21 protein-coding genes and 1 rRNA gene are annotated in these 22,349 nt (G+C 48.1%); 12 read left to right on the top strand and 10 right to left on the bottom strand.

Features of this window, described 5'->3' with window-relative positions:
• Nucleotides 1-28: 28 nt before the first annotated feature.
• Nucleotides 29-1,562 (bottom strand): 16S ribosomal RNA (locus AC2T0J_RS06690).
• Between the two features lie 497 nt (nucleotides 1,563-2,059).
• Nucleotides 2,060-3,103, bottom strand: coding sequence for a CDP-glycerol glycerophosphotransferase family protein (locus AC2T0J_RS06695; RefSeq protein ID WP_489809365.1), 1,044 nt, complete (start codon nucleotides 3,101-3,103; stop codon nucleotides 2,060-2,062).
• Between the two features lie 216 nt (nucleotides 3,104-3,319).
• Between AC2T0J_RS06695 and AC2T0J_RS06700 the strand changes: the two genes are divergently transcribed.
• Entirely contained in the window at nucleotides 3,320-3,829 is a 510-nt protein-coding gene (locus AC2T0J_RS06700; protein WP_489810299.1) for a gamma carbonic anhydrase family protein, read from the top strand.
• Between the two features lie 3 nt (nucleotides 3,830-3,832).
• Here the strand turns inward: AC2T0J_RS06700 and aroE are convergent, their stop codons facing one another.
• Nucleotides 3,833-4,648 carry a shikimate dehydrogenase gene (aroE, locus tag AC2T0J_RS06705; RefSeq protein WP_489809366.1) on the bottom strand — a complete coding sequence of 272 codons (816 nt, stop codon included), beginning with the start codon at nucleotides 4,646-4,648 and terminating at the stop codon, nucleotides 3,833-3,835.
• On the opposite strand from aroE, the gene AC2T0J_RS06710 reads away from it, so the two are divergent.
• Complete coding sequence (locus AC2T0J_RS06710) at nucleotides 4,647-5,093, top strand: group II truncated hemoglobin (RefSeq protein WP_489809367.1); 447 nt, start codon at nucleotides 4,647-4,649, stop codon at nucleotides 5,091-5,093. The two genes, aroE and AC2T0J_RS06710, sit on opposite strands and share 2 nt — an antisense overlap.
• Nucleotides 5,094-5,165: 72 nt before the next feature.
• Here the strand turns inward: AC2T0J_RS06710 and AC2T0J_RS06715 are convergent, their stop codons facing one another.
• From AC2T0J_RS06715 to AC2T0J_RS06745, 7 genes are all read right to left on the bottom strand, one after another.
• On the bottom strand, nucleotides 5,166-5,849 hold the full coding sequence (locus AC2T0J_RS06715; RefSeq protein ID WP_489809368.1) for an OmpW/AlkL family protein: 684 nt from the start codon (nucleotides 5,847-5,849) through the stop codon (nucleotides 5,166-5,168).
• Between the two features lie 151 nt (nucleotides 5,850-6,000).
• Nucleotides 6,001-6,924, bottom strand: a complete 924-nt coding sequence (gene hemF, locus AC2T0J_RS06720) for an oxygen-dependent coproporphyrinogen oxidase (RefSeq protein WP_489809369.1) — start codon at nucleotides 6,922-6,924, stop codon at nucleotides 6,001-6,003.
• Between the two features lie 2 nt (nucleotides 6,925-6,926).
• The gene (gene tsaC, locus AC2T0J_RS06725) at nucleotides 6,927-7,490 is read right to left on the bottom strand and encodes an L-threonylcarbamoyladenylate synthase type 1 TsaC (protein ID WP_489809370.1); all 564 of its coding nucleotides are present in this window, start codon (nucleotides 7,488-7,490) and stop codon (nucleotides 6,927-6,929) included.
• Between the two features lie 10 nt (nucleotides 7,491-7,500).
• Entirely contained in the window at nucleotides 7,501-8,067 is a 567-nt protein-coding gene (locus AC2T0J_RS06730) for a DNA topoisomerase family protein (protein WP_489809371.1), read from the bottom strand.
• A gap of 26 nt (nucleotides 8,068-8,093) precedes the next feature.
• Nucleotides 8,094-8,570 carry a DUF494 family protein gene (locus AC2T0J_RS06735; protein WP_489809372.1) on the bottom strand — a complete coding sequence of 159 codons (477 nt, stop codon included), beginning with the start codon at nucleotides 8,568-8,570 and terminating at the stop codon, nucleotides 8,094-8,096.
• A gap of 277 nt (nucleotides 8,571-8,847) precedes the next feature.
• Nucleotides 8,848-9,957, bottom strand: a complete 1,110-nt coding sequence (gene dprA, locus AC2T0J_RS06740; protein WP_489809373.1) for a DNA-processing protein DprA — start codon at nucleotides 9,955-9,957, stop codon at nucleotides 8,848-8,850.
• Between the two features lie 44 nt (nucleotides 9,958-10,001).
• Nucleotides 10,002-11,078, bottom strand: a complete 1,077-nt coding sequence (locus tag AC2T0J_RS06745; protein WP_489809374.1) for a LysM peptidoglycan-binding domain-containing protein — start codon at nucleotides 11,076-11,078, stop codon at nucleotides 10,002-10,004.
• Between the two features lie 202 nt (nucleotides 11,079-11,280).
• On the opposite strand from AC2T0J_RS06745, the gene def reads away from it, so the two are divergent.
• The 10 genes from def to AC2T0J_RS06795 all read left to right on the top strand — a co-directional run bounded on the left by def (nucleotide 11,281) and on the right by AC2T0J_RS06795 (nucleotide 22,345).
• A complete protein-coding gene (def, locus tag AC2T0J_RS06750) occupies nucleotides 11,281-11,790 on the top strand; it encodes a peptide deformylase (RefSeq protein ID WP_489809375.1) in 510 nt (169 codons plus the stop codon).
• 12 nt (nucleotides 11,791-11,802) lie between these two features.
• Nucleotides 11,803-12,768, top strand: a complete 966-nt coding sequence (fmt, locus tag AC2T0J_RS06755) for a methionyl-tRNA formyltransferase (RefSeq protein ID WP_489809376.1) — start codon at nucleotides 11,803-11,805, stop codon at nucleotides 12,766-12,768.
• Nucleotides 12,765-14,069: a 16S rRNA (cytosine(967)-C(5))-methyltransferase RsmB gene (rsmB, locus tag AC2T0J_RS06760; RefSeq protein ID WP_489809377.1), complete on the top strand. Its 1,305-nt coding sequence runs from the start codon at nucleotides 12,765-12,767 to the stop codon at nucleotides 14,067-14,069. The genes fmt and rsmB overlap by 4 nt, the downstream gene beginning before the upstream one ends.
• 31 nt (nucleotides 14,070-14,100) lie before the next feature.
• The gene (gene trkA / locus AC2T0J_RS06765; protein ID WP_489809378.1) at nucleotides 14,101-15,480 is read left to right on the top strand and encodes a Trk system potassium transporter TrkA; all 1,380 of its coding nucleotides are present in this window, start codon (nucleotides 14,101-14,103) and stop codon (nucleotides 15,478-15,480) included.
• Nucleotides 15,481-15,971: 491 nt separating this feature from the next.
• Complete coding sequence (locus tag AC2T0J_RS06770) at nucleotides 15,972-16,781, top strand: ETEC_3214 domain-containing protein (RefSeq protein ID WP_489809379.1); 810 nt, start codon at nucleotides 15,972-15,974, stop codon at nucleotides 16,779-16,781.
• Entirely contained in the window at nucleotides 16,774-17,736 is a 963-nt protein-coding gene (locus AC2T0J_RS06775; RefSeq protein WP_489809380.1) for a hypothetical protein, read from the top strand. The genes AC2T0J_RS06770 and AC2T0J_RS06775 overlap by 8 nt, the downstream gene beginning before the upstream one ends.
• 88 nt (nucleotides 17,737-17,824) lie before the next feature.
• On the top strand, nucleotides 17,825-18,823 hold the full coding sequence (locus AC2T0J_RS06780) for a hypothetical protein (RefSeq protein ID WP_489809381.1): 999 nt from the start codon (nucleotides 17,825-17,827) through the stop codon (nucleotides 18,821-18,823).
• Between the two features lie 21 nt (nucleotides 18,824-18,844).
• Nucleotides 18,845-19,432, top strand: a complete 588-nt coding sequence (locus AC2T0J_RS06785; protein WP_489809382.1) for a hypothetical protein — start codon at nucleotides 18,845-18,847, stop codon at nucleotides 19,430-19,432.
• Nucleotides 19,433-19,452: 20 nt separating this feature from the next.
• Nucleotides 19,453-20,805, top strand: a complete 1,353-nt coding sequence (locus AC2T0J_RS06790; RefSeq protein ID WP_489809383.1) for a transglycosylase SLT domain-containing protein — start codon at nucleotides 19,453-19,455, stop codon at nucleotides 20,803-20,805.
• Nucleotides 20,806-20,854: 49 nt separating this feature from the next.
• Nucleotides 20,855-22,345 carry a C1 family peptidase gene (locus AC2T0J_RS06795; protein ID WP_489809384.1) on the top strand — a complete coding sequence of 497 codons (1,491 nt, stop codon included), beginning with the start codon at nucleotides 20,855-20,857 and terminating at the stop codon, nucleotides 22,343-22,345.
• Nucleotides 22,346-22,349 lie beyond the last annotated feature (4 nt).

Below are 22,349 nucleotides of genomic sequence, written 5' to 3' on the forward strand. Positions count from 1 at the left end.
CTACATTAAGTCGTCCAACGACTTTACGTAAGGAGGTGATCCAACCCCAGGTTCCCCTAGGGTTACCTTGTTACGACTTCACCCCAGTCATGAAACACAAAGTGGTAATCGTCCTCCCGAAGGTTAGACTAACTACTTCTTTTGCATCCCACTCCCATGGTGTGACGGGCGGTGTGTACAAGGCCCGGGAACGTATTCACCGCAGTATGCTGACCTGCGATTACTAGCGATTCCGACTTCATGGAGTCGAGTTGCAGACTCCAATCCGGACTACGACAAGCTTTAAGGGGTCCGCTCCACATCACTGTCTCGCTTCCCTCTGTACTTGCCATTGTAGCACGTGTGTAGCCCTACACGTAAGGGCCATGATGACTTGACGTCGTCCCCACCTTCCTCCGGTTTGTCACCGGCAGTCTCCTTAAAGTGCCCAACTAAATGCTGGCAACTAAGGACAAGGGTTGCGCTCGTTGCGGGACTTAACCCAACATCTCACGACACGAGCTGACGACAGCCATGCAGCACCTGTGTCAGAGTTCCCGAAGGCACCAATCCATCTCTGGAAAGTTCTCTGCATGTCAAGTGTAGGTAAGGTTCTTCGCGTTGCATCGAATTAAACCACATGCTCCACCGCTTGTGCGGGCCCCCGTCAATTCATTTGAGTTTTAACCTTGCGGCCGTACTCCCCAGGCGGTCTACTTAGCGCGTTAGCTTCGCTACTCACGGATTAAATCCACAAACAGCTAGTAGACAGCGTTTACGGTGTGGACTACCAGGGTATCTAATCCTGTTCGCTACCCACACTTTCGCACATGAGCGTCAGTCTTTGGCCAGGGAGCCGCCTTCGCCACTGATGTTCCTCCAGATATCTACGCATTTCACCGCTACACCTGGAATTCCACTCCCCTCTCCAAGACTCTAGTCTGCCAGTTCTAAATGACCATCCCAGGTTGAGCCCGGGGCTTTCACATCTAGCTTAACAAACCGCCTGCGTGCGCTTTACGCCCAGTAATTCCGATTAACGCTCGCACCCTCCGTATTACCGCGGCTGCTGGCACGGAGTTAGCCGGTGCTTCTTCTGTTGTTAACGTCACAGCTGGCAGGTATTAACTACCAACCTTTCCTCACAACTGAAAGTGCTTTACAACCCGAAGGCCTTCTTCACACACGCGGCATGGCTGCATCAGGGTTTCCCCCATTGTGCAATATTCCCCACTGCTGCCTCCCGTAGGAGTCTGGGCCGTGTCTCAGTCCCAGTGTGGCTGATCTTCCTCTCAGAACAGCTAGAGATCGTTGCCTTGGTAAGCCTTTACCTTACCAACTAGCTAATCTCACTTGGGCCTCTCTTCAGGTGCGAGCTAAAAGCCCGCTTTGGTCCGGAGACATTATGCGGTATTAGCAGTCGTTTCCAACTGTTATCCCCCTCCTGAAGGCAAGTTCCCAAGCATTACTCACCCGTCCGCCACTCGTCAGCGATTAGCAAGCTAATCCTGTTACCGTTCGACTTGCATGTGTTAGGCCTGCCGCCAGCGTTCAATCTGAGCCATGATCAAACTCTTCAATTAAATATCGAAATTTTGAATTGTCGTTGTTGACACTCTTAATGAGTGCCCACACAGATTGTCTTGTTATAAATTGTTAAAGAACAGTGCGAAACCCTTGATATACTTGGCTTTCACTGCTTCAGGCCTAATTGCTTAGCCCCGAAGCGGGATGAGTATATTACGCTCTTTATTTTCAGTGTCAATAACTTTTTGAAATTTAATTTCGGAAGTTGCCACTTAAATCCACTTCAACTTTGTCTATTCAACCTCGTTGAAGTGAGGCGCGCATTCTACGCTGATGGCTTTCTGTGTCAATGCTTTTTTTGAACTTTTTCAAACGTCGCATTTGGCTGAAAGCCGCTTCCAATAAGCCCTAAGGCGTTATTGTTGGGTTGGCGTTTTAGCGCGTTCCCCGTCGAAGTGGGGCGCATTATAGAGAGTTAAGAGAACACGTCAACGGTTATTTTAAAAAAAGTGTCATATTTGATTTATTCGCTCACTAATGCAGCTAAATTGGCTTATTTCCAGTATCCGAGCTTCCTACGCACCTTAAACTTACGCAAAAGATTAAGCGGTTTGGGTTTTATGTGCATCTGATGGTTAGCAACAAAGTCATCCACAGCATCTAAAACTCTTGCGCAGTTCTTACCATCACGATGTGATTCGTGCTGCCAAGTATAGTCATTAATTGCCATCATTAACTCAGGCGGTTTAGATAATGCCTTATCAATAGCGGGTTCTACATCTTCTATATTGTGTACATCTATGAGGTGAGGGCCTGGATTTGTATTGTTAAACGTAACAACGGGTTTATCCAGCAACATAAACTCAAGAATAATTGATGAGCTATCACATAGCATCAAGTCTGCTCGTTGCAGCGTTGGTAATCCTTCATTACGTTCAAAGCTGACATTTTCGAGTTTATCTGCCAGTGCTTTATAATTATTGATAATAGTGGAATCGGTAATTTTGGGATGAAAAGTAATGATCCAATGCCAATCACGTCGCTTTGCCATGTCGGCTATGGTGTCATAGAGCACTTCAACAGAGGTGATACCTCTGCTGAATGTGGGCGAATACAGGATAGTAGTGTTGCCGCCATTTTGCAGGGTTGGCTCAGTAAAGTAGGGATCAACTTTGCACCAGCCAGTTTCATAAGACTTAAAAAATCCGTGCTTTTGTTCCAGCTTTTTAAATGTCGGAGTACTGCTTGGTCCTTGTGTGCAATAAATATCAAACCAGTTTCTTATGGTGAAGTGATCATCCTGTATCTCACCTTTTTCCCCACGTTTACCAATTGCATAACCATGAAATAACGCAACCTTTACGCCCGGCAAGAAATGGTAAATATGATTTCCACAAGCAAATATGGCCAAAGGGTTATAATCCTTTACTGAGTGGATGTCTTCAAGCAATACCTCATCATCATGAAGAAGGTTTACACATTCCTTTTCTAAAAACCATGCAACTTCATCACCCCGGGCTCTAATTTCAGCCTGCAATGGGCGGAAAATAGCATAGGCGTACGGAAGCGTGACAAATAATACATAGCGTTTAGGCATTGGCTTTTCACTTAAAACAATATAACTGGCGCAATAATACCACCCCAACCACTAAATGCTTAAATGGAACAATGTTGATTTTTGCACACCGGGTGTTTAACAGAGATAATGTCAGGCAATTCTTATATCGAACCAACTCAAATTAACGGTCCGATGATAGATATCAACGTAGCAGGTGACTAAGTGACAAATACAATTAGCTCTTTTAAAGGCATAATGCCTGATATAGGTCAGAGTGTTTATATTGCAGATTCGGCACGACTGGTTGGCGAAATAGAAATAGGCGAAGACAGCAGTATATGGCACATGGTGGCGGCTCGCGGTGACGTTAACTATATCAAGATAGGCGCGCGCAGTAACATTCAGGATGGCACTATCTTACACGTTACCCGAAAATCGACCACTAACCCTGAGGGTAACCCACTGCTCATTGGTGATGACGTTACAGTTGGACATAAATGCATGTTGCATGGATGTGTATTAGGTAATCGCATTCTGGTTGGTATGGGTGCGATTGTAATGGATGGTGCCGTAGTAGAAGATGATGTGTTTATTGGGGCCGGCACACTGGTACCGCCTAATAAACGCCTGGAAAGTGGTTATTTGTATGTTGGCAATCCCATGGTACAAAAGAGGCCGTTAAAAGAGGCAGAAATGGCATTCTTAAAACAGTCCGCCATTAACTATGTAGAGCTGAAAGACGAATACCTCGCTGGAGGTGAGTAGCGCTTAGCGGTTACGCAGGAATTCAATCACGCTGGCCGTTGACGGCTGTTTGCCGGTCCAGATACAAAACGCCGCGGCAGCTTGCTCCACCAGCATTCCCAGGCCATCGAGCTGCTTTGCTGCGCCCAATTGCTGAGCATGGGCCATAAATACCGTCGCGCCATTATCCTTTGAGTACACAATATCATAAGCGAGCTTGCAGTTAGCCAGCACAGCATCTGGTACTTCGGGCAACGTGCCGGATAAACTGGCAGACGTAGAGTTAATCACCACATCGTAGCCTGCTAACAGTTGGTTTAAGTTAACCGCTGATACTTTTGGATTATTGACATCTTCGGCAATGATCTCAGCCTTTTCCACAGTTCGATTAAGAATATGCAGGTGTTCAACTCCAGCATTTAGCAGAGGATGCACAACACCACGCGCAGCGCCACCCGCGCCTAACAGCAACACTTTGGTAGCTTGCAGATTTAAGCCATTATTTGTAAGGTCTGCTACCAGGCCGATACCATCTGTATTGAAAGCACATAACTCGCCCTCTTCATTAAGCATCAAAGTGTTCGCCGCCCTGGCCATCATTACCGCATCATCTTTGTGTTTTGCCATGGCGCAGGCTCTTTCTTTAAAAGGTACGGTGACATTGCAACCTGCCGCTTGTGGTGTGGTGAAAAAATTGTCGATGGTGGCTTCAAAGCCATCCAATGGGGCCTCTACTTTCGCGTAACTGATCTCCTCGCCACAGGATTTAGCAAACATTTTATGAATGGTTGGTGATAAACTCTGAGCAATTGGATTTCCAAAGACGGCAAACTTTTTCATGGGACTATTATCGAAACTGGGTATGGGAAAGAAAACTTCGGACAACAATACTGGTGTTACTACCCCCTATCAAGCAATAGGTGGAGAAAATACCGTCAGGCAACTGGCGAACCGATTTTATGACATCATGGAAAGTGACCCCATGGCGGCGGAGCTTTTAGCTATTCACCCACAACCAATGGACCGGATCCGTCATGTATTTTTTCTTTATCTTACAATGTGGCTGGGTGGGCCTAACCAGTACGAACAGGAACGCGGACACCCTCGACTTCGAGCCAGGCACCTGCCCTTTACCGTTACTCCAAAGCTGAAAGCACAATGGATGTATTGCATGCGCAAGGCCATGTATGAATGCGTTGACGATATGAATATAGCTGATCAGTTACTAAGGGCATTGGATCAACTCGCCGATCATATGATTAACCGTGAAGACGGCGCCAGTTAAAGAAAAAAGGCCCTTCAATGAAGGGCCAACAGGCAGTGCAAAAACACAAGGTGAAACTGATAAAACTATTTTTTAGAACTTATAACCCGCAGAAATAGTGAATACATAAGGGTCAATATCCACGTCTACGCTGCCTTTTACGTCAGCAACGGTGAACTCTGCAGTGGTGTCGATTTTGATATAACGGGCAGAGGCATTCAGAGACCAGTTTTCATCGATTTGATAATCGAAACCAACCTGGGCTGCTAAACCAAAAGAGTTGTCCAGATCCAGATCGGTAAAGGTCTGATCTTCACGAGCACCGGTAAATTCTTCGTCAAAGAAAATGGTGTAGTTAACACCCACGCCAACATATGGCGTAAAGGCACTGTTAGTATCGAAGAAGTAAACAGCGCTAACAGTTGGTGGCAGATGTGTTACTTCTGCCAGTTTGCCGTCGCCCAGGCCCAGATCATTGTCTGCTGTACCGATAAGGGTAACATCATGAGTAAATGGTGTGGCAGCCAGTACTTCCAGACCCCAGTTAGAATCCAACATGTAAACCAGGTTAAGGCCCAGTTGAGTGTTAGAATCTACCTCTACACCCATACCTACGTTGCCACCCAGGGCGTCTACATTAACGTTGCTTGAATCGTCGTTAGGTGAAACAGAGGTTAAACCTGCACGAACAATTATGTCGCCGGCTTCATAGGCAAATGCTGAAGGCGCAGAAACTAGTGCGGCTAGAACTAGTGTAGCTAAAGCTGATTTTTTCATTGTGTATTTTCTCATTCGTTTAAGTTGATGGAAGCTAATATACGCCTCCTGCCAAATAAAAATTTGATCTAAAACAAGTTTGAAAATACGTTTAAAAATCTGCGAATTAAGGTTGATCTACGTCAAAAAAAAGCAACGAAAAAGCTCGCTTTTACCATTCAATAGGCGTAAGCCAGTCCTGCAGTTTAGCTTCCGGCGACCCTGCAGGTGCAGCATAGCCGTACTCCCAACGCGCCAGCGGCGGCATAGACATCAGGATAGATTCGGTGCGCCCCCCCGTTTGTAAACCAAATAAGGTGCCACGGTCATACACCAGGTTAAATTCTACGTAACGTCCGCGACGGTAGAGCTGAAACTGGCGTTCACGCTCGCCATATGTATTGTTCTTACGCTTTTCTATAATAGGAACATAGGCATCGAGGTAACCATTTCCTACAGCCTGAATGTAGGCAAAGCACTGCTCAAAATCCCACTGGTTGAGGTCGTCAAAGAATAACCCGCCAACCCCACGGGTTTCGCTGCGGTGTTTCAGGTAGAAATACTCATCACACCACGTCTTGTGCTCTGCATAAACAGTGTCGCCAAATGGCTTACAAATCTTCTTCGCGGTGTTATGCCAGTGCTGCACATCTTCTTTAAAGGGGTAAAATGGGGTTAAATCGAAACCACCACCAAACCACCAGATTGGAGTCTCTCCCTCCTTCTCGGCAATAAAGAAACGCACATTAGCGTGCGAGGTAGGGATGTAAGGGTTATGAGGGTGGATCACTAATGACACTCCCATTGCCTGAAAGCTGCGGCCGGCCAGCTCGGGTCGCGAGGCCGTTGCGGAGGCTGGCATTTGGGTGCCATGCACGTGGGAAAAGTTTACCCCACCCTGCTCAATTACCGCTCCGTTCTTAATCACCCTCGAGCGACCACCGCCGCCTTCTTCCCGTTCCCAGGCATCTTCTACAAAGTGACCTTTGCCATCGGCCAGTTCCAGGGTGTGGCAGATATTGTCCTGTAAAGCCAGTAAAAACGCTTTAACCGACGCAATCGCCTGAGGCGTATCTTTTAAGGGAGTAATACTCATGTTTAATTCCGAATGGTGGTACCGGTTAAGGCATCTTTAATAGTAGAAGGTTGAGCGGCTCCGCCCACCGAACCTGCCACGTAGTGAACACTGTTAGCAAAGTAACCGCGGGCTTCTTCTGTGGTTCTTGCCGGTTCCTGTCCGGTAAGGTTAGCGCTGGTTGATACAATCGGACGGCCCAGTTTGTTACATAACGCCCGCGCCCCCTCGTGAGCGGTAACCCTGACTGCAATGGCATTGTGCTCGCCGGTCAGCCATTTTGGTGCCGTGGCAGATTTAGGTAATAACCAGGTTACCGGGCCAGGCCAACAGGAAAAAATACTGAATCGTTTATCCAGAGGAATGGCATTATCGTCCACATAAGGCAGCAACTGTGAATAATTGGCAGCAAGCAGAATAAGACCTTTTTCTACCGGACGCTGTTTTAGTGCCAGCAACGACATAACAGCCGTTTCGTTATCGGGATCACAACCGATGCCCATGACCGCTTCAGTGGGATACACCATGAGTTGGCCACTTTCAAACGCTGCTACATCAGCATCCTGATGAACTGATTCAACGCTCATCTGTTACCTCTTATTCTGCTTCTTGTTCGCTTTGTACTTCTTTATAGCCACATAATGGCTGCGGGCACACTAAACGGCCCTTTTTTTCGACCAGTATAGCCCATCCACAATCTGGACAGGACTTCTCAACCGGCGCGAAATTTACCACATAACGGCATTCAGGATAACGATTACAGGCAAAAAAGCGTTTACCGTATTTATTGGTGCGATCGAGCAGATGTCCCTTGTGGCATTTAGGACAGGTGACAGAGGTATCAGTTTGCGGTTTGGCATTTTCAATATGGTGACAGGTCGGAAAATTGGTACAGCCGATAAACATACCGTAACGGCCTTTTTTAATGGCCATAGGCGACCCACACTCAGGGCAATGGCTATCTTCTATCACTTTTAATGTGGTGGTGTGATTATCGTGTAAAGGCTTGGCGTAGTGGCAATCAGGATAGCCACTACAACCGATAAACGGGCCTGACTTGCTGTTTCTGATGCGCAGCTCTTTCCCACAGTCCGGACATGTCCCGTACTGATGTTCTAAAGCGTGCTCATGCGCTTCGAACAGTGAATGATCAATCTTCGACACAGCCCTACACTTCGTAATCTATAAGATTAGTGCAGTATACCGTCATGCTCTTCGAATAACAGATCTTCCATCTGCGCGTAGGCATTTTCTTTGCCCGGCACATTAAACAACACCATTAGTACCACCCACTTAAGGTCTTCTAAACAGAATTCCGGAGAGTCTATCTCCATGACTCTGTCGATAACCATTTCCCGTGTGGTGGCATCTAATACACCAACCTGTTCAAGGAACAATAAGAATCCCCGACATTCAACATCCAGGCGCATTTGTTCCTGTTGCGTATAAATACGGCTCAGGCTGCTGGAAATGCCTTTACAGAAGTAGGGGTTAATATCGGTTTCTTGCAGCGCGGCGAGTTTTTCTAACCAGGCGAGCGCTTTGTATATCTCATCGTGATGAAATCCTGCGCGGACCAGCTCTTCGGTTAATTCATCCTGATCGACGCGAATTTCGGTTTCACTATGGATGAAGTTTTCGAAGAGATACATGAGGATATCGAACATAGCATTTTCCCCCTCAATTTGAAGTAATCACGAAAAGGTGATTACCTAACCTCGCAAACTCTATTGTAGTGGTCTGGTCTTTTTTCAAGTCTCAAGACCAGTTTTGCGTACGGTGTCGATGCAAAAAACAAAGCATCTACGTTCAACTTATCTAAAAATACGGATAATGCCAAGCTTTGGCTCGACTTTTTTTCGATTACCTCGAGCATTAACCTGCAAACGATTGACTCTCATATCAAATAAGCCTTTTCACCAACCCTCCCCCAATGATGTAGCTTCAATCACCAACAGGCCTCATAGCACGAATATAGCCGCCGGGCACTGCCACTACACGCCCCTTAAGTTCAAGCTCCGCCAGCCTTGGCATTAAACGATTAACTGACAGACCGGTTTTCTCAACCAGATAATCTATATCTATCGGCTCACCGGCAAATTCTTTTAGTAACGGTTCGTTGTTGTCATCCTCCTGAGAAATGCCACGTGTTTCCGGGGGGCCTTTCTCAGCCCATCCCAACTCCTCGCAAATATCGCCGCAGCAGGTAACCAGCCTCGCCCCTTGCTGAATCAGATGATGGGGTCCTTCGCTGAGCGGGTTATTAATGTTGCCTGGCGTAGCAAATACATCGATGCCCATGTCTGCTGCCAGGTTAGCGGTAATCATTGAGCCACTTTTGATACGGGCTTCAATTAGCAATACCCCGCTCGACAGCGCGGCGATTAAGCGGTTACGTCGCGGAAAATGGTATGGCTTAACAGTTTCCCAGGGCGGAAACTCCGACACGATACATCCACCGTGCTCAACCATGCTCGATGCCAGGGCCTGATGGCTGCGCGGGTAAATGCGGCTCAGCCCACCACCGAGAATGCCAACAGTGCCCCCGGATGTAGGGTAAGCTCCCTGATGTGCTGCCCCATCAATACCCAGCGCCAGTCCACTGGTAACCGTTATTCCTGCGTCGCCCAGTTCCTTTGCCATGCGGCGCGCGGTATTTAAGCCATTAATGGTTGCCTTGCGGCTTCCCACAATAGCCAGTTGCGGTGCTTTCAGCAAACCCGCTTTACCGTAGCAAAATATTACCAGAGGAGGTGAATCAAGCTGCTTTAAACGTTCTGGATAAGTGGTATCACTTATGGCAATAATCTGGTTGAGCGGATGTTGACAAAGCCATTGCTCAATCTGTTCAACCTCATCCCCCGGGCGATTGATCAGCGCTATTTCATCGGGCTTGAGACCACATTGACGGAGTTCCCCGGCCGGCATACTGAATAATTGTTCGATAGTTAAATTGAAATGGGCCAGTAGAGCCAACCAGAACGCCGGCGAACGTCTTTTGATTAAGCTCAGGCGCAGCCAGCGCTTATTGAGTTGTGATAGTTGATTTTGCATTAACACTCCCGTACCCAGTACTGAGACGGAAGCGTCAGTACCGGTTATGGCTGGGCGACAATATTACCGGTTCGAACCATATCACTGGCCCGGGTTATAATGCCGTAGCTGGCATTAGTGAAAGTGCTGAAGATAATCAGCTCACCCACTTTTAAAGCGGGCTGATGAACCGTGCTGCCATCATCGAATACACTAACAACGACTTTGCTTTCGGTTGCATACTTCGGCTCTTCACCATCAATGATCACCGGCCCCTGCTGATAAATCCCCATCACAGTGCCCGGTTCAATTTCCTCTTCACCGAGATCTACGATGACCACATCATATTTACCCAGCAGTTCGTACTGGTGCAGATTACCTACAATGAACGCACGCTGGGACTCATCCGCCGGTTGCAACGCCATGTCACCGGCAGTTTTCGGCTCACCGTAGAGCAGCTTGTCACCGCGCCTTGCTTCTGAGTTAGACCCATCAATTTTCACCAGCCACTCGCCTTCGGCGCGATCTTCCACCATGCTCGCATCGGCGATATGGTGAATTTGTACACCCAACTCGTTGCCATCAAGGTCTTCAATTGTAGATTGCTTGCGGATCACGCGATACTGATCTCTGGCACGGCCGCTGCGACGGCTCATTACCAAGTCTTCGTTCACAAAACGAATGGAGGCATTCTTGTTGCCCAGTAAGTGCGGCAGGATTTCGTACTTGCCGGCATCGAGGATTTCATGATGCTGAATGTAAGGTTCGATAACCGACCAGGGTAACAGATTAATCGGCTCGCCCTGCTTCACCGTGCGACTGGCATTGGGAGACAGGGTGACCTGCGTTTTTTTCCTTACCATGTCCAGTACCGGTTCACCGTCGACGATCCGCAGAATGAGCACGTCACCAGGATAGATAAGATGAGGGTTCAGTATTTGCGTATTGTTGCGCCACAGTTCCGGCCACAACCAGGGCTTATCCAGAAAGATACCAGCGATGTCCCACAGGGTATCGTTTTTCTTAACTGTATAGCGGGTTGGCGCATCGGGTTTTACTTCCAGAGCCATCGCCCAGCCCGCGCTGACCCACAGTATCAGCCCAGCCAGTATGGCTACCCATTTTTTTGCATTTTTTAACATTATATCCCCTCGCCAGTAACGTCTCGCAGCCAGCCCTATGCTTGTATTATTAGATCACAATCCCCAATAATTCAGTATAGAAGCGATTAATACTGCATGAAAACGTGCTTTAAGCTAGAATACTGCCTGTTAAGGCAGGATAAATAGCATCATCGGCCTTAGCGTATAATTCTTAATACAGAAAGAGTGTAAATATCGACAGATGGCAATATTAGACGTATTACAATTCCCCGACGAGCGCCTTCGTACAGTGGCTAAGCCCATTGACGAAGTGAATAGTGAAATTAAGCAACTCGTCGCCGACATGTTTGAAACCATGCGTGAAGAAAAAGGCATTGGCCTGGCTGCAACGCAGGTTAACAGACACGTGCGCCTGGTAGTCATGGACGTCTCCGAAGAGCAAAACGAACCGCGGGTATTTATAAACCCTGAAATCGTTAATAAAGAAGGCTCCACCATCAGTGAGGAAGGCTGTTTGTCGGTGCCAGGCAATTATGCCAAGGTAGACCGTGCTGAAAAAGTAACGGTTAAGGCCCTCGACGGCGAAGGTAAGCCTTACGAGCTTGAGGCGGATGGTCTGCTTGCAATCTGTATTCAGCATGAACTGGATCATTTGGAAGGTAAGCTGTTCGTAGATTACTTATCGCCACTTAAGCGCCAGCGTATTCGCAAGAAACTCGAGAAAGAAGCCCGTCTGGCTGCTAAAGCCTAAGAGAATAGCCCTGTGACCAAGCCACTGAATATTGTTTTTGCCGGTACGCCGGACTTTGCGGCTACCCACTTAACTGGTTTGCTCAATAGCCAACATAATGTGGTAGCAGTATACACTCAGCCCGATCGCCCTGCCGGGCGTGGCAAAAAACTAACACCTAGCGCCACCAAACAAGTGGCCGAAGCGCACAATATCCCTGTGTACCAACCCGTCTCGTTGAAAAGCGAGGAGGCCCAGCAGCAACTGGCGGCGCTTCAACCTGATATCATGGTAGTGGTTGCCTATGGGTTACTGCTCCCAAAAGCCGTTCTGGAAATCCCAACTCGGGGTTGCATTAATGTACATGGCTCTATATTGCCGCGCTGGCGTGGCGCAGCGCCTATTCAACGCAGCATTTGGGCAGGCGATCAAGAAACCGGTGTCACCATTATGCAAATGGATGAAGGCCTGGATACTGGTGCGATGTTACATATCGCCAGATTGCCGATTAGCGATTCAGATACCAGCGCCACACTATATACCAAGCTAGCGGCAATTGGCCCGCAGGCCTTGGTTGAAGTGCTGGATAATTTTGATTCGCTGAATGCCGAACCCCAGCAGGAAGACAGCGCCACCTACGCTAAAAAACTCAATAAAGAAGAAGCGTTTCTTAACTGGCAGCATACAGCAGAACAACTCAGTCGTAACATTCGGGCATTTAATCCCTGGCCGGTGTGCTGGAGCCAGGTTAACGGTAAGAATATTAAAGTCTGGCAGGCATCCGTTAGCGAACACGCCGTCGCGAATACCCCCCCAGGCACCATTTTGGCTGCCGATAAATCCGGGATTGTGGTAGCCACCAGCGATAAAGCGCTGTGCATAGAGCAACTGCAATTGCCTGGTAAAAAACCCATGGCCATTCAGGATGTACTCAATGGTTATCAGGAATGGTTTGCGGTAGGCAGCGTATTACCCTGCGAGCCCGGGCAATCACAATGAAACTGCCGGCTAAAGTTGATCTTAGAGCCGATACCGCCTGGGTTATCTTTCAGGTACTTGAGCAGGGAAAGTCCTCCCGCGAAGCATTAGCAATGGCCCAGGCCAGACACGGTAAACAGGATGCCGCCTGGCTGCAAGAAATGGCAATGGGCGTTTTTCGCCACCTGCCACAGTTACAAATATGGCTGCGAGAGCTGCTGGAACAGCCTCTCAAAGGCAGTAAAAAAATCCTCGAGCATGTCATTTTGCTGGGGTTTTATCAGCAGGCTTTTAGCCGCGTGTCTGACCATGCCGCTGTCGCCGCAACAGTTAACGCCGCGGAAGTACTGGGCGGCAAAGGTCTCAAAGGACTCATTAATGCCATACTGCGAAACTTCCAGCGTCAGCAGCTAGCCGAACAGATTAGCGACAACCCCATTATCCAGTCTGGTTTACCTAAGTGGCTGTACAAACGCCTTGCTAATGCGTATCCGCAGGAGCTGGAAAGTATGGTGAGTGGTATGAACCAGCCTGCGCCTATCTGGCTCAGGGTAAATCAACAACAATCCAGCCGGGCAGATTACTGCAGTGCCTTAACGGACGCAGACATTCGCTTCGCATTGTCAGAGGATCATCCGGACGCAGTCATTCTTATCGACAGAACACCAATTATCACCCTGCCTGGCTTCGCCGAAGGGTGGTTTAGTGTGCAGGACGGTGCCGCGCAACTGGCAGCACCACTACTTGATGCTCAGCCAGGCGAGCGTATCCTGGATTGTTGTGCAGCCCCTGGTGGTAAGAGCGCACATATTCTGGAACGCACCACCGGCCTGACAGAGCTTGTTGCTCTGGACAGTGAAGCATCGCGCCTCGAACGAATGACCGAAAATTTAGCTCGCCTGCAACTAAAAGCTAACTTAGTTTGCGCCGATGCGGCAGAGGTTGACAGTTGGTGGGACGGAAAGCCCTTCGACCGTATTCTGCTCGATGCGCCCTGCTCTGCTACCGGCGTTATCCGCCGCCACCCTGACATACGCTGGCTACGTAAGTCAGCCGATATCGAGGTGCTACAAGCGATTCAGTATAAAATCCTGGCCGAGCTGTGGCGCACGCTCAAATCTGGCGGTACGTTGCTTTACGCCACCTGCTCTGTGCTGCCAGTTGAAAACAAGGCGCAGATTAGCCGCTTCCTGCAAGAGCACAGCGACGCGCAGCTACTGCCAATCAAACCGGGGGAATCCATTGAACAGCCAGGGCGGCAAATTTTGCCCGGCGAGCAACAAATGGATGGTTTCTATTATGCGAGGCTGCTAAAGTCTTAATAACCAAGATTAATAATACCTTACAACGACGATGAAAATTATCATCCTTGGCGCAGGACAGGTTGGCGGCACACTGGCTGAAAACCTGGTAGGCGAAAAAAACGAAATCACGGTGATCGACTCCGATCCCGTTATCCTGCGCGCGCTGCAGGACCGCCTCGATCTGCAGGTTGTCACCGGTGTAGGTTCTCACCCCGATGTACTGCGTAAAGCAGGTGCCGAAGACGCCGACATGCTGATTGCTGTGACCAACAGTGATGAAAGTAACATGCTGGCCTGTCAGGTGGCTTACAGCCTGTTCAAAACTCCCACGAAAATTGCCCGGGTTCGCTCTGAGCAATACATCATATACCAGGAACAGCTATACAAGCAGCAGGACATTCCGGTTGATCATATTATTGCCCCGGAACAACTGGTCACCCAGGCGATTAAGCGTTTGATTGACTATCCTGGTGCCCTGCAGGTGGTGGAATTTGCCGACGGCAAAGCCAGCCTGGTTGCGGTTAAAGCCTATTACGGCGGTTTACTGGTTGGCCATGCCTTATCTGCATTGAAGGAGCATATGCCCAATGTGGAAACCCGGGTAGCGGCTATTTACCGCCGCGGAAAGCCTATTCGCCCCCTGGGTACCACCGTCATTGAAGCCGATGATGAAGTGTTTTTTATTGCCGCCACCAAACACATTCGCGCTGTCATGAGCGAACTGCAAAAACTGGAGTCCAGTTATAAACGTATTATGATTGCCGGCGGCGGCTTAATTGGTGCCGGTCTGGCCAAGCGCCTGGAACACAATCATAACGTTAAGCTAATCGAATACAGCCCTGAGCGGGCGCAATATTTATCTGCCCACCTGGATAAAACCATTGTCTTCAGCGGCGATGCCTCCGACTCAACACTGCTGAGTGAGGAAGGCGTAGAGCAGGTTGATGCGTTTATTGCAGTAACCAACGACGATGAAGCCAATATTATGTCGGCCATGCTGGCTAAACGGATGGGCGCGCAAAAGGCTATGGTGCTGATCCAGCGCAGCGCTTATGTGGATTTGGTTCAGGGTGGCGAAATCGATATCGCCTTCTCGCCCCAGCAGGCAACTATCTCAGCCTTGCTCACCCACGTCCGCAGAGGCGATATAGTTAATGTGTACTCACTTCGCCGCGGTGCCGCAGAAGCTATAGAAGCAATCGCGCATGGCGATAAAAACACGTCAAAAGTGGTAGGCCGCGAAATTGGCAATATTAAATTACCCCCCGGTACCACCATTGGTGCTATTGTTCGCGAAGAACAGGTTATTATTGCCCATAGCGATACGGTAATCGAAGCTAACGATCATGTCATTCTGTTTTTAGTTGATAAGAAATACATCAGTGATGTGGAGCGTCTGTTCCAGCCAAGCGCGTTCTTTTTTGGTTAATCAATTCAATATGACGTTGCGAGGGCGTGTTGATCTTTGTTGTACGAATTTTGGTCTATATGAAAGCATTTTAATCGCGAAACAGCCCTGCAGACCTAGTGGTTCTAAGTTAAAGGACTGTGACAAAGAGTAAAATGCTTTCATGACGACCCCTTCGGGCAGCGCTTGTGCGTCATTTATACTGCGTTGGGTGCTTTTGATTTAGACCCACTAGACCTGCAACCACCCGCCTTGCCTAAATGACGCACAACTGCTGCAAAAAATGCCCAGCAAAGATCAACACGCCCTAGGGGCTGTCAAATACAGTTTAAAAGCGCGGAGAACAGATCCCTGGCAATTTTGGCGTAAAATTGACTAACAATTCTTTTTATCTTCACAACCCTGTGCTAGGTTATACAAATTGCGTGTTATATCACCAGTTGAAGCAGTGATTGTTTGTTGCCGGAGTTTGTTCACGCTTCTATTAGGTCCGCTTGTTAGCAGGGAAGTCAATGTCGGATGCTACTCAGCAAAAATCCCGGGCGGAGCAACGTCAAGAATCTCGCCGGGCAACAATTTATCGTGTGATAGTGAGTGTTGCGTTAACACTGATTTCTATTGGCCAGTTTAATGATACTAAGGAACTGGTCTCTGCAACCTACGAAGATGTTAAAGCCGCTTTCACTCATGAAGTAGAATATGAACAGCTTGAGTCGTTGAATATCGGCCGCACAATACCGTTTATAGAAGACACTTTCGGCCCGCCAGAAGTCATAAAGACCTCCAGTTATCAGCCCGAAGTCCGATTTCAGTACTATAATATTGAGAAGGCCATTATCACCGTTTTTAATCATAACGGCCGAGTGGCGGGCTTTGTTATTGTGCCGTTGGTTTATGATTTTATCCCTCCCCAGCCTTACCGGGATTTTCCATTGGCGAAACAGCCAATTAGCGCGGCAAGTACAGGAGATGACGGGCTCTATCTGGACGCCAGCAACTTGCTTTACTATGCTGAATCGGAAGATATGGGTAAGCAATACCTGTTCATGCAGCGGGTCATCGGCTTTGTTGAATATGGCGGCCTTGAACTTTCCGTTAATGATGTCGAAATAGATGCAGATGCAATCCTTAAGGAAATCCTCGCGCTAAACGAGTTTCTTGAAGCCGGAGAGGAAGATGAATTAGTTGAAGCAATAACGGTATTCAGAGCGGCATATCCGCCTAACTTTTATGCCTATACAGAACTCGACCCCACTCTGATTACCGAATCGTTACTCACACGGATTGAGTTTGAAACGTATTTTGGAGGCGCTTATGACTAAGCCGCGAATTCTTCTACTGCTCTGTTTGGGCAGTATCATGTTATCTGTTAGCAAAGCAGCTCTGGCTGAATTACCAGAGTGGATCCTGTTTCCGCCATCCAGTGAAACCGAACTATTTGCGATTGGCGAAGGCCAGACATTGCAGCAGGCTAATGACGTAGCCCTGAAAAATATACTCGGCCAGTTACGTACCCGGGTCAGCGGCGGCTTTAGCCAGCGCCAAATCCTTAACAATGATGCCTTTGCAGAATACATCAACCAAACAGTGTCCAGTTCCATAGAGTCGTTGCCGATCAGTCAATATAAAAAATTAAAGAATCATCAGGAAGATGGCACATTTTTCAGCCTTATTTCGGTAGAAAAACAGCAGTTAGCCGATACATTTCGGGGCGAACTTACCAGTAATTTTTATAAGTTAAGTAAAGCCCTTCGCGAACAGGCCACCGTTGCCTCTAAGCTTGAATGGTGGGTGCAGAATAAACCGCAGCTCCTTGAACAGTTTGCCACTAACGTACGGTATATCGAAATCCTCGACATGCTATCGCAGCCTACCGATAAATATAAGTCGTTGTTGAGCACCACAGAAACCCAGCTCAGCGATATCCAAAGCAGTGTTTGTTTATATGTTTTACCACATGAACAGGAAAACCTGCGACTGGCTTTCAGACAGCAAATTTTAAGCCTTGGTCTTAACGCTGATAATGCCCAATGCGAATTTACTATTCAGTTGTTCGATACCGTAAAGCTACAGAAGCTATTTAACCAGCACGTCGCCAGCTTGTCGCTGGACATCAAACTGAATAAAAACAATCAACCCATCGCATCAGAGATCATTAATGAATCTGGTCGTTCGTTGCAAAATCAGGCGAATGCAAGTAACGCTGCATATCAACGCCTTATGTCAAAAATCGACGCCGACAACGGCGCAATACTTACTAACCTGTTAACCCAGTAGTGTCATTATTAGGTAATAAACTATGAAAGCAATTTTAAAGCATGGAGTCATAGCAACCGCAGTTTCAACTATCTTATTGAGCGGCTGTATGAATACTACAAAAGTTGAAAATAAAGTTGACGTAATTACTAACTCTCAGTACATCGTCAGCATGCCTGAATCAGAATTTATGCCGACGCCGTCGGAACTGACCGGAAAGCAACAGTCCGTGGTGGTACTCCCGGTAAAAATCGACAGCAATGCAAATTTCGAGACCGGAGCAGTTCGACAGGTTTCCTCCGAACTGGAAAATGGATTGATAACGGCTGGGGTTGAAATTGTTGACCGCAGTCTGGCAACCAAACTGGGTGATGAAATTCTGGCCTATGAAGCCACCGGACAATTCTCCGGAGCGGGTGTGGATGTGGCCGATGTTGCCATATTACCAGCGATCCATAATGTGGGTATCGCGAAGTCTTTTACTCCCGCTTCAAACTATGTGGATGACGATGGCAAGCGCCAATATACACCAGCGAAATGCGACTACGAAGCCACGGTAACAGGTAATGTAAAAATCTTTGAATTACCCGATCTCAAAGAAACAGAAGCAATTAAGATGAAAGGCACTGCGTCGACTTCATTGTCAATCAGCAACTCCAGTTGCCCTGTTAGTCAGGATATTGCCTACAGCCTGGCCTCGCAGGCCTCCGGCAACAGTGTCTATAACATTTTGTCAGAAATTCAAAAGAACTTTAGTCAGAGTGGTTATGTTATGCAGTACCGCAAGCGCGGCGATCTGCACCTTGTGAATATTACCCTGGGCGCCAGTCAGAAGCTGAAAGAGGGCCAGAAAATTATATTCGCAACCAAGCTTTCTCAACCAGATTACACGACTGGTAAGAACAAAGTTTCAACAGTGTATTATGACTTTAAAGGTGTGGTGTCAGACATGATAGATGCCAACAATGCCTGGGTTATTGTTGATGAAGAGGCCGAAGGCCAACTGAAGAAAGGCGATATCGCTCAAACGGACTTTGAAAAGAGCTTCTGGGATGACATCACCAAGGGTGGCAACCTCGCGGATAACATTAAGAACTCTTTTCAATAACATCATTTAAAGGATCATATTATGAAAAAGCTCGCTCTCATTTTACCCATGTTGTTTGGTATAGGTGCCTGTAGCTCTACGTCAGATGGCATTACCACAAAAAAGGAAACCGTATTAACGCCTGAGTGCGTATACCAGGATGCCCCGGAAAAAGCCGCGCCGATGTGGATTTGTGGCGTGCCGGTGGAAGGTTTTGCCTTTACTCAGGTGGGTTTCTCCGAGAAGAAGCCCTCAGCAACCATGACTAACTCCGCCGCCACAGCAGACGCCAGAGCCAAAATGTCATCTTATTTCGCGACTATGGTATCGGACATGTTCAGCCAGTATCAAAAATCATTGGAAACTGAAGAAGCATCTAAGTATGTCATCGATACTGACATGGTTCGTGAAACGGTTTCATCCATGACCCTGTTTGGAACCCGCACCGTTCGCACCATGACCAGCCCCAGCGGTGGTCAGTACGTGCTGCTGGCTATGGACGAAGCAACCTTTAAGGCTAATCAGCAAAAAGTGTTTGCCGCGCTACAGGATGAAGATGCCGAGATTAAACAACTGTTCGAAAATGAGCAGGCACGCGAACGTCTGATGTCCATGATTAAGGTTCAGTAATACAACAAAGGGGAAAGGCTATGAAAACAAGGGAATTTTTCGCTTTACCTCAGCTTAATGCCGTTTTGTGCTTTAGTTTGCTGGCCGCAGCCCTGACGCTGCCGGCCGCCACATCGGCACAAACCAAGCTTACCGCTGACCAGCAAGCCTTTAAAGAACGTCGCGAAAAGGAATTCGAGGCGTTCCAGCTACGCCGTATTCAACAATTTGCAGCCTTTAAGGCGCGCTACAATGCAAAACTCGCCGCGTTTCGTACCGACTTACTGGAAAAGTGGGGCGAAGTAGAAATAAGCGATCAGGATACGGTGGTAGTTTATCCCGACCCCGAAATTAAAACAGTGGTCGATTACGAAGCCAAAAAAATTGTCGTCAGTGTACTACATGACGCTAACGCAACGGTCGATCAAACCAAGGTGGTGGCAGCTTTGGAGAAGCTCAAAAGCGTAGAGCCCGAAGACTCCAATGGAACAGCGGTGAATATCTTAAAATCCTACGCTGCCAACGATACCTTCGATGATCTCGACAAGCTGGTACAAAACGCCGAAGTAGAAGTTGCTCAACCAGAAATTACCGATGACGACATAGAAGCTGAGAACCAGGCATTTGCAGCCCGCCAGCTCCAGGATGAAATAGCCTTTCAAATGATGGCAGACAAATTGAGTTCACCATCGAAGACTGTAGACCAGACGATCACCCGGGTAGCCAGTCAGTCTGAAAAGAGCCATTCATTTTCTATAAACAAAATTAAACGGGATAAAAACCAAAAAGCATCTGAATTAAAGAACAAGCGTATAACCCGACTCACTATTGCAATTAAGCCTAAGGAATTGCAAGACCGTATCACAGAGATTAAACCCTACGCCAAGCAATATTCTTCAGTGATGGAAATTCCCGTCCCGCTGATTGTGGCGATGATTCACACTGAAAGCAGTTTTAATCCACTGGCAGTGTCTCATATTCCCGCGTACGGCCTAATGCAGGTAGTACCAACCTCAGCGGGAATCGACGTTAATGAGTTTTTGCACAGTAAGCGGGAGCCATTAGATAAAGACTACCTGTTTATCGCCGAACAGAACGTTGAAGCAGGCTCTGCTTACTTACACCTGTTGAATAACCGCTACTTAACTAAGATAACTAACCCGCAAAGTCGCCTGTATTGTGCTATAGCGGCATACAATACCGGCGTGGGGAACGTTACCCGCGCGTTTACCGATGGCCAGTCAACCAGCCTCAACAGCACAGTTGCAGACAGAATTAACGCCATGCAACCACAGGAAGTCTACGACTTACTACTGGAAAAGCTACCGTACGAAGAAACCCGTAAATACCTGAAAAAAGTACGCACCCGGATGGATAAGTACCAAAATATTTAAAGGCCGCCAAACAACCAACGTGCTGCTTAATGACATTATGGTGAGGAAAATGGATAAACTAACCAGCAAAGGTATTGCGTTACTTACAATATTCAGTATTACCGGCATTAGCCACGGCGCTACCACAGTTTCGCCAGCTGATCAGGGGAAACCCGGTGAAATTACTCAATATGGTTCTTTCGTGATGCAGAAACTGTTAGAAGATATGGGGTTGAGTCTGGATGCCGACGACAAGAAAAAAGCCATAGACAAGGAAAAACGCAAACCAGACCCTATCCCCGAACCCTTACCTGACCCGGAGCCACAACCTGAGCCGGAGCCGCAACCTGAGCCCGAGCCGCAACCTGAGCCCGAGCCGCAACCTGAGCCCGAGCCGCAACCTGAGCCCGAGCCGCAACCTGAGCCCGAGCCGCAACCTGAGCCCGAGCCGCAACCTGAGCCCGAGCCGCAACCTGAGCCCGAGCCGCAACCTGAGCCCGAGCCCGAGAAAAAAGGTTATGCAGACGACGTCTATGGTGGCATGAGTGACATGATGTCAGGGTTTAAGAAAAGCTATCGGAGCACGGTGGATCAATGGACTGATGATTACAACAAAGTATTACGCAGGTGGGGGATTGCCAAGCGCAAGTATCAGCGAAAAGAACAAGAGTACCTCGAAACCACTTTCGACCTGGCTTCGTTGAGTCAGGCGGTGCAGTCACCAGCTATAGGAAGCTTCCCTACTCGCGTAGATCCGCTCGCCGGCATGAAGCCTGGCGACTTTTATGTTATTCCTGCCGCTATGGAAGTGCCTATCCGAAATCAGGAGCGACGAGGTACTTGCGCAGCCTTTACCGGCATTAGAGCGGTGGAAACATTACTGGCACAACATCCACAGTACCTCCAGTATCAACTGGACTTTTCGGAACAGCACTTTTATTGGATTAGCCGGCCAGACTGCATAGATAGGGCCTGTACCACTAAAAATTCAGGTGACGGCTCAGATTTCGATATAGGTTTCTCCCTGTCACAGAAGATCAATCCGCTCACCGCTATCAGGCGTGAAGAGGCCTGCCCTTATGTGCCGGCAGCTAACGCTCAAAACCTGACATACACCCCATTGAGCAATCGCTGTCTGGATGAAAGCCAGGGTGTATTGCGTGTGACAGGTATGCAACAGGACTTTACTATCCCCGAGATCCTTAAACATATACGGGCTAACCGGCCGGTCGCAGCAGGCTTCACATTAACCAAAAGCTACATGCGAACCAAAGGACTGGTAAGGGCTAACGACCCGGTTAACAACCAGGAAGCTGGCGGCATGCATGCAGCCGGACACGCTATGTTATTGATAGGTTATATAAAATTACCTGAAGCAATGAAGGCAGAAGAAGGTGATTATTGTGTCATCATGGCCAACAGCTGGAGCGAAGGCTGGGGTGTTGGCGGCTACGCCTGTCTAACTGAACAATGGATGGAAGACAATTTGATCCGTCCTCAACCTAATGCCCCATCAAAAGGTATGTTAACAGCCGTCGAACAGGTCAGTTTTGTCAGGTAGTGCT

The sequence above is a fragment of the Alteromonas sp. ISO5 genome, from assembly GCF_058105165.1.

What these genes read in the sequence shown, in the direction of transcription:
- AC2T0J_RS06775 (WP_489809380.1), top strand. Translation starts at nt 16,774, where the DNA reads ATGACTAAGCCGCGAATTCTTCTACTGCTCTGTTTGGGCAGTATCATG.
- trkA (WP_489809378.1), top strand. Translation starts at nt 14,101, where the DNA reads ATGAAAATTATCATCCTTGGCGCAGGACAGGTTGGCGGCACACTGGCT.
- AC2T0J_RS06715 (WP_489809368.1), bottom strand. Translation starts at nt 5,849, where the DNA reads ATGAAAAAATCAGCTTTAGCTACACTAGTTCTAGCCGCACTAGTTTCT.
- AC2T0J_RS06745 (WP_489809374.1), bottom strand. Translation starts at nt 11,078, where the DNA reads ATGTTAAAAAATGCAAAAAAATGGGTAGCCATACTGGCTGGGCTGATA.
- AC2T0J_RS06780 (WP_489809381.1), top strand. Translation starts at nt 17,825, where the DNA reads ATGAATACTACAAAAGTTGAAAATAAAGTTGACGTAATTACTAACTCT.
- AC2T0J_RS06710 (WP_489809367.1), top strand. Translation starts at nt 4,647, where the DNA reads ATGGGACTATTATCGAAACTGGGTATGGGAAAGAAAACTTCGGACAAC.
- AC2T0J_RS06790 (WP_489809383.1), top strand. Translation starts at nt 19,453, where the DNA reads ATGAAAACAAGGGAATTTTTCGCTTTACCTCAGCTTAATGCCGTTTTG.
- AC2T0J_RS06695 (WP_489809365.1), bottom strand. Translation starts at nt 3,103, where the DNA reads ATGCCTAAACGCTATGTATTATTTGTCACGCTTCCGTACGCCTATGCT.
- dprA (WP_489809373.1), bottom strand. Translation starts at nt 9,957, where the DNA reads ATGCAAAATCAACTATCACAACTCAATAAGCGCTGGCTGCGCCTGAGC.
- AC2T0J_RS06700 (WP_489810299.1), top strand. Translation starts at nt 3,320, where the DNA reads ATGCCTGATATAGGTCAGAGTGTTTATATTGCAGATTCGGCACGACTG.
- AC2T0J_RS06770 (WP_489809379.1), top strand. Translation starts at nt 15,972, where the DNA reads ATGTCGGATGCTACTCAGCAAAAATCCCGGGCGGAGCAACGTCAAGAA.
- aroE (WP_489809366.1), bottom strand. Translation starts at nt 4,648, where the DNA reads ATGAAAAAGTTTGCCGTCTTTGGAAATCCAATTGCTCAGAGTTTATCA.
- AC2T0J_RS06785 (WP_489809382.1), top strand. Translation starts at nt 18,845, where the DNA reads ATGAAAAAGCTCGCTCTCATTTTACCCATGTTGTTTGGTATAGGTGCC.
- AC2T0J_RS06795 (WP_489809384.1), top strand. Translation starts at nt 20,855, where the DNA reads ATGGATAAACTAACCAGCAAAGGTATTGCGTTACTTACAATATTCAGT.
- rsmB (WP_489809377.1), top strand. Translation starts at nt 12,765, where the DNA reads ATGAAACTGCCGGCTAAAGTTGATCTTAGAGCCGATACCGCCTGGGTT.
- hemF (WP_489809369.1), bottom strand. Translation starts at nt 6,924, where the DNA reads ATGAGTATTACTCCCTTAAAAGATACGCCTCAGGCGATTGCGTCGGTT.
- AC2T0J_RS06735 (WP_489809372.1), bottom strand. Translation starts at nt 8,570, where the DNA reads ATGTTCGATATCCTCATGTATCTCTTCGAAAACTTCATCCATAGTGAA.
- def (WP_489809375.1), top strand. Translation starts at nt 11,281, where the DNA reads ATGGCAATATTAGACGTATTACAATTCCCCGACGAGCGCCTTCGTACA.
- tsaC (WP_489809370.1), bottom strand. Translation starts at nt 7,490, where the DNA reads ATGAGCGTTGAATCAGTTCATCAGGATGCTGATGTAGCAGCGTTTGAA.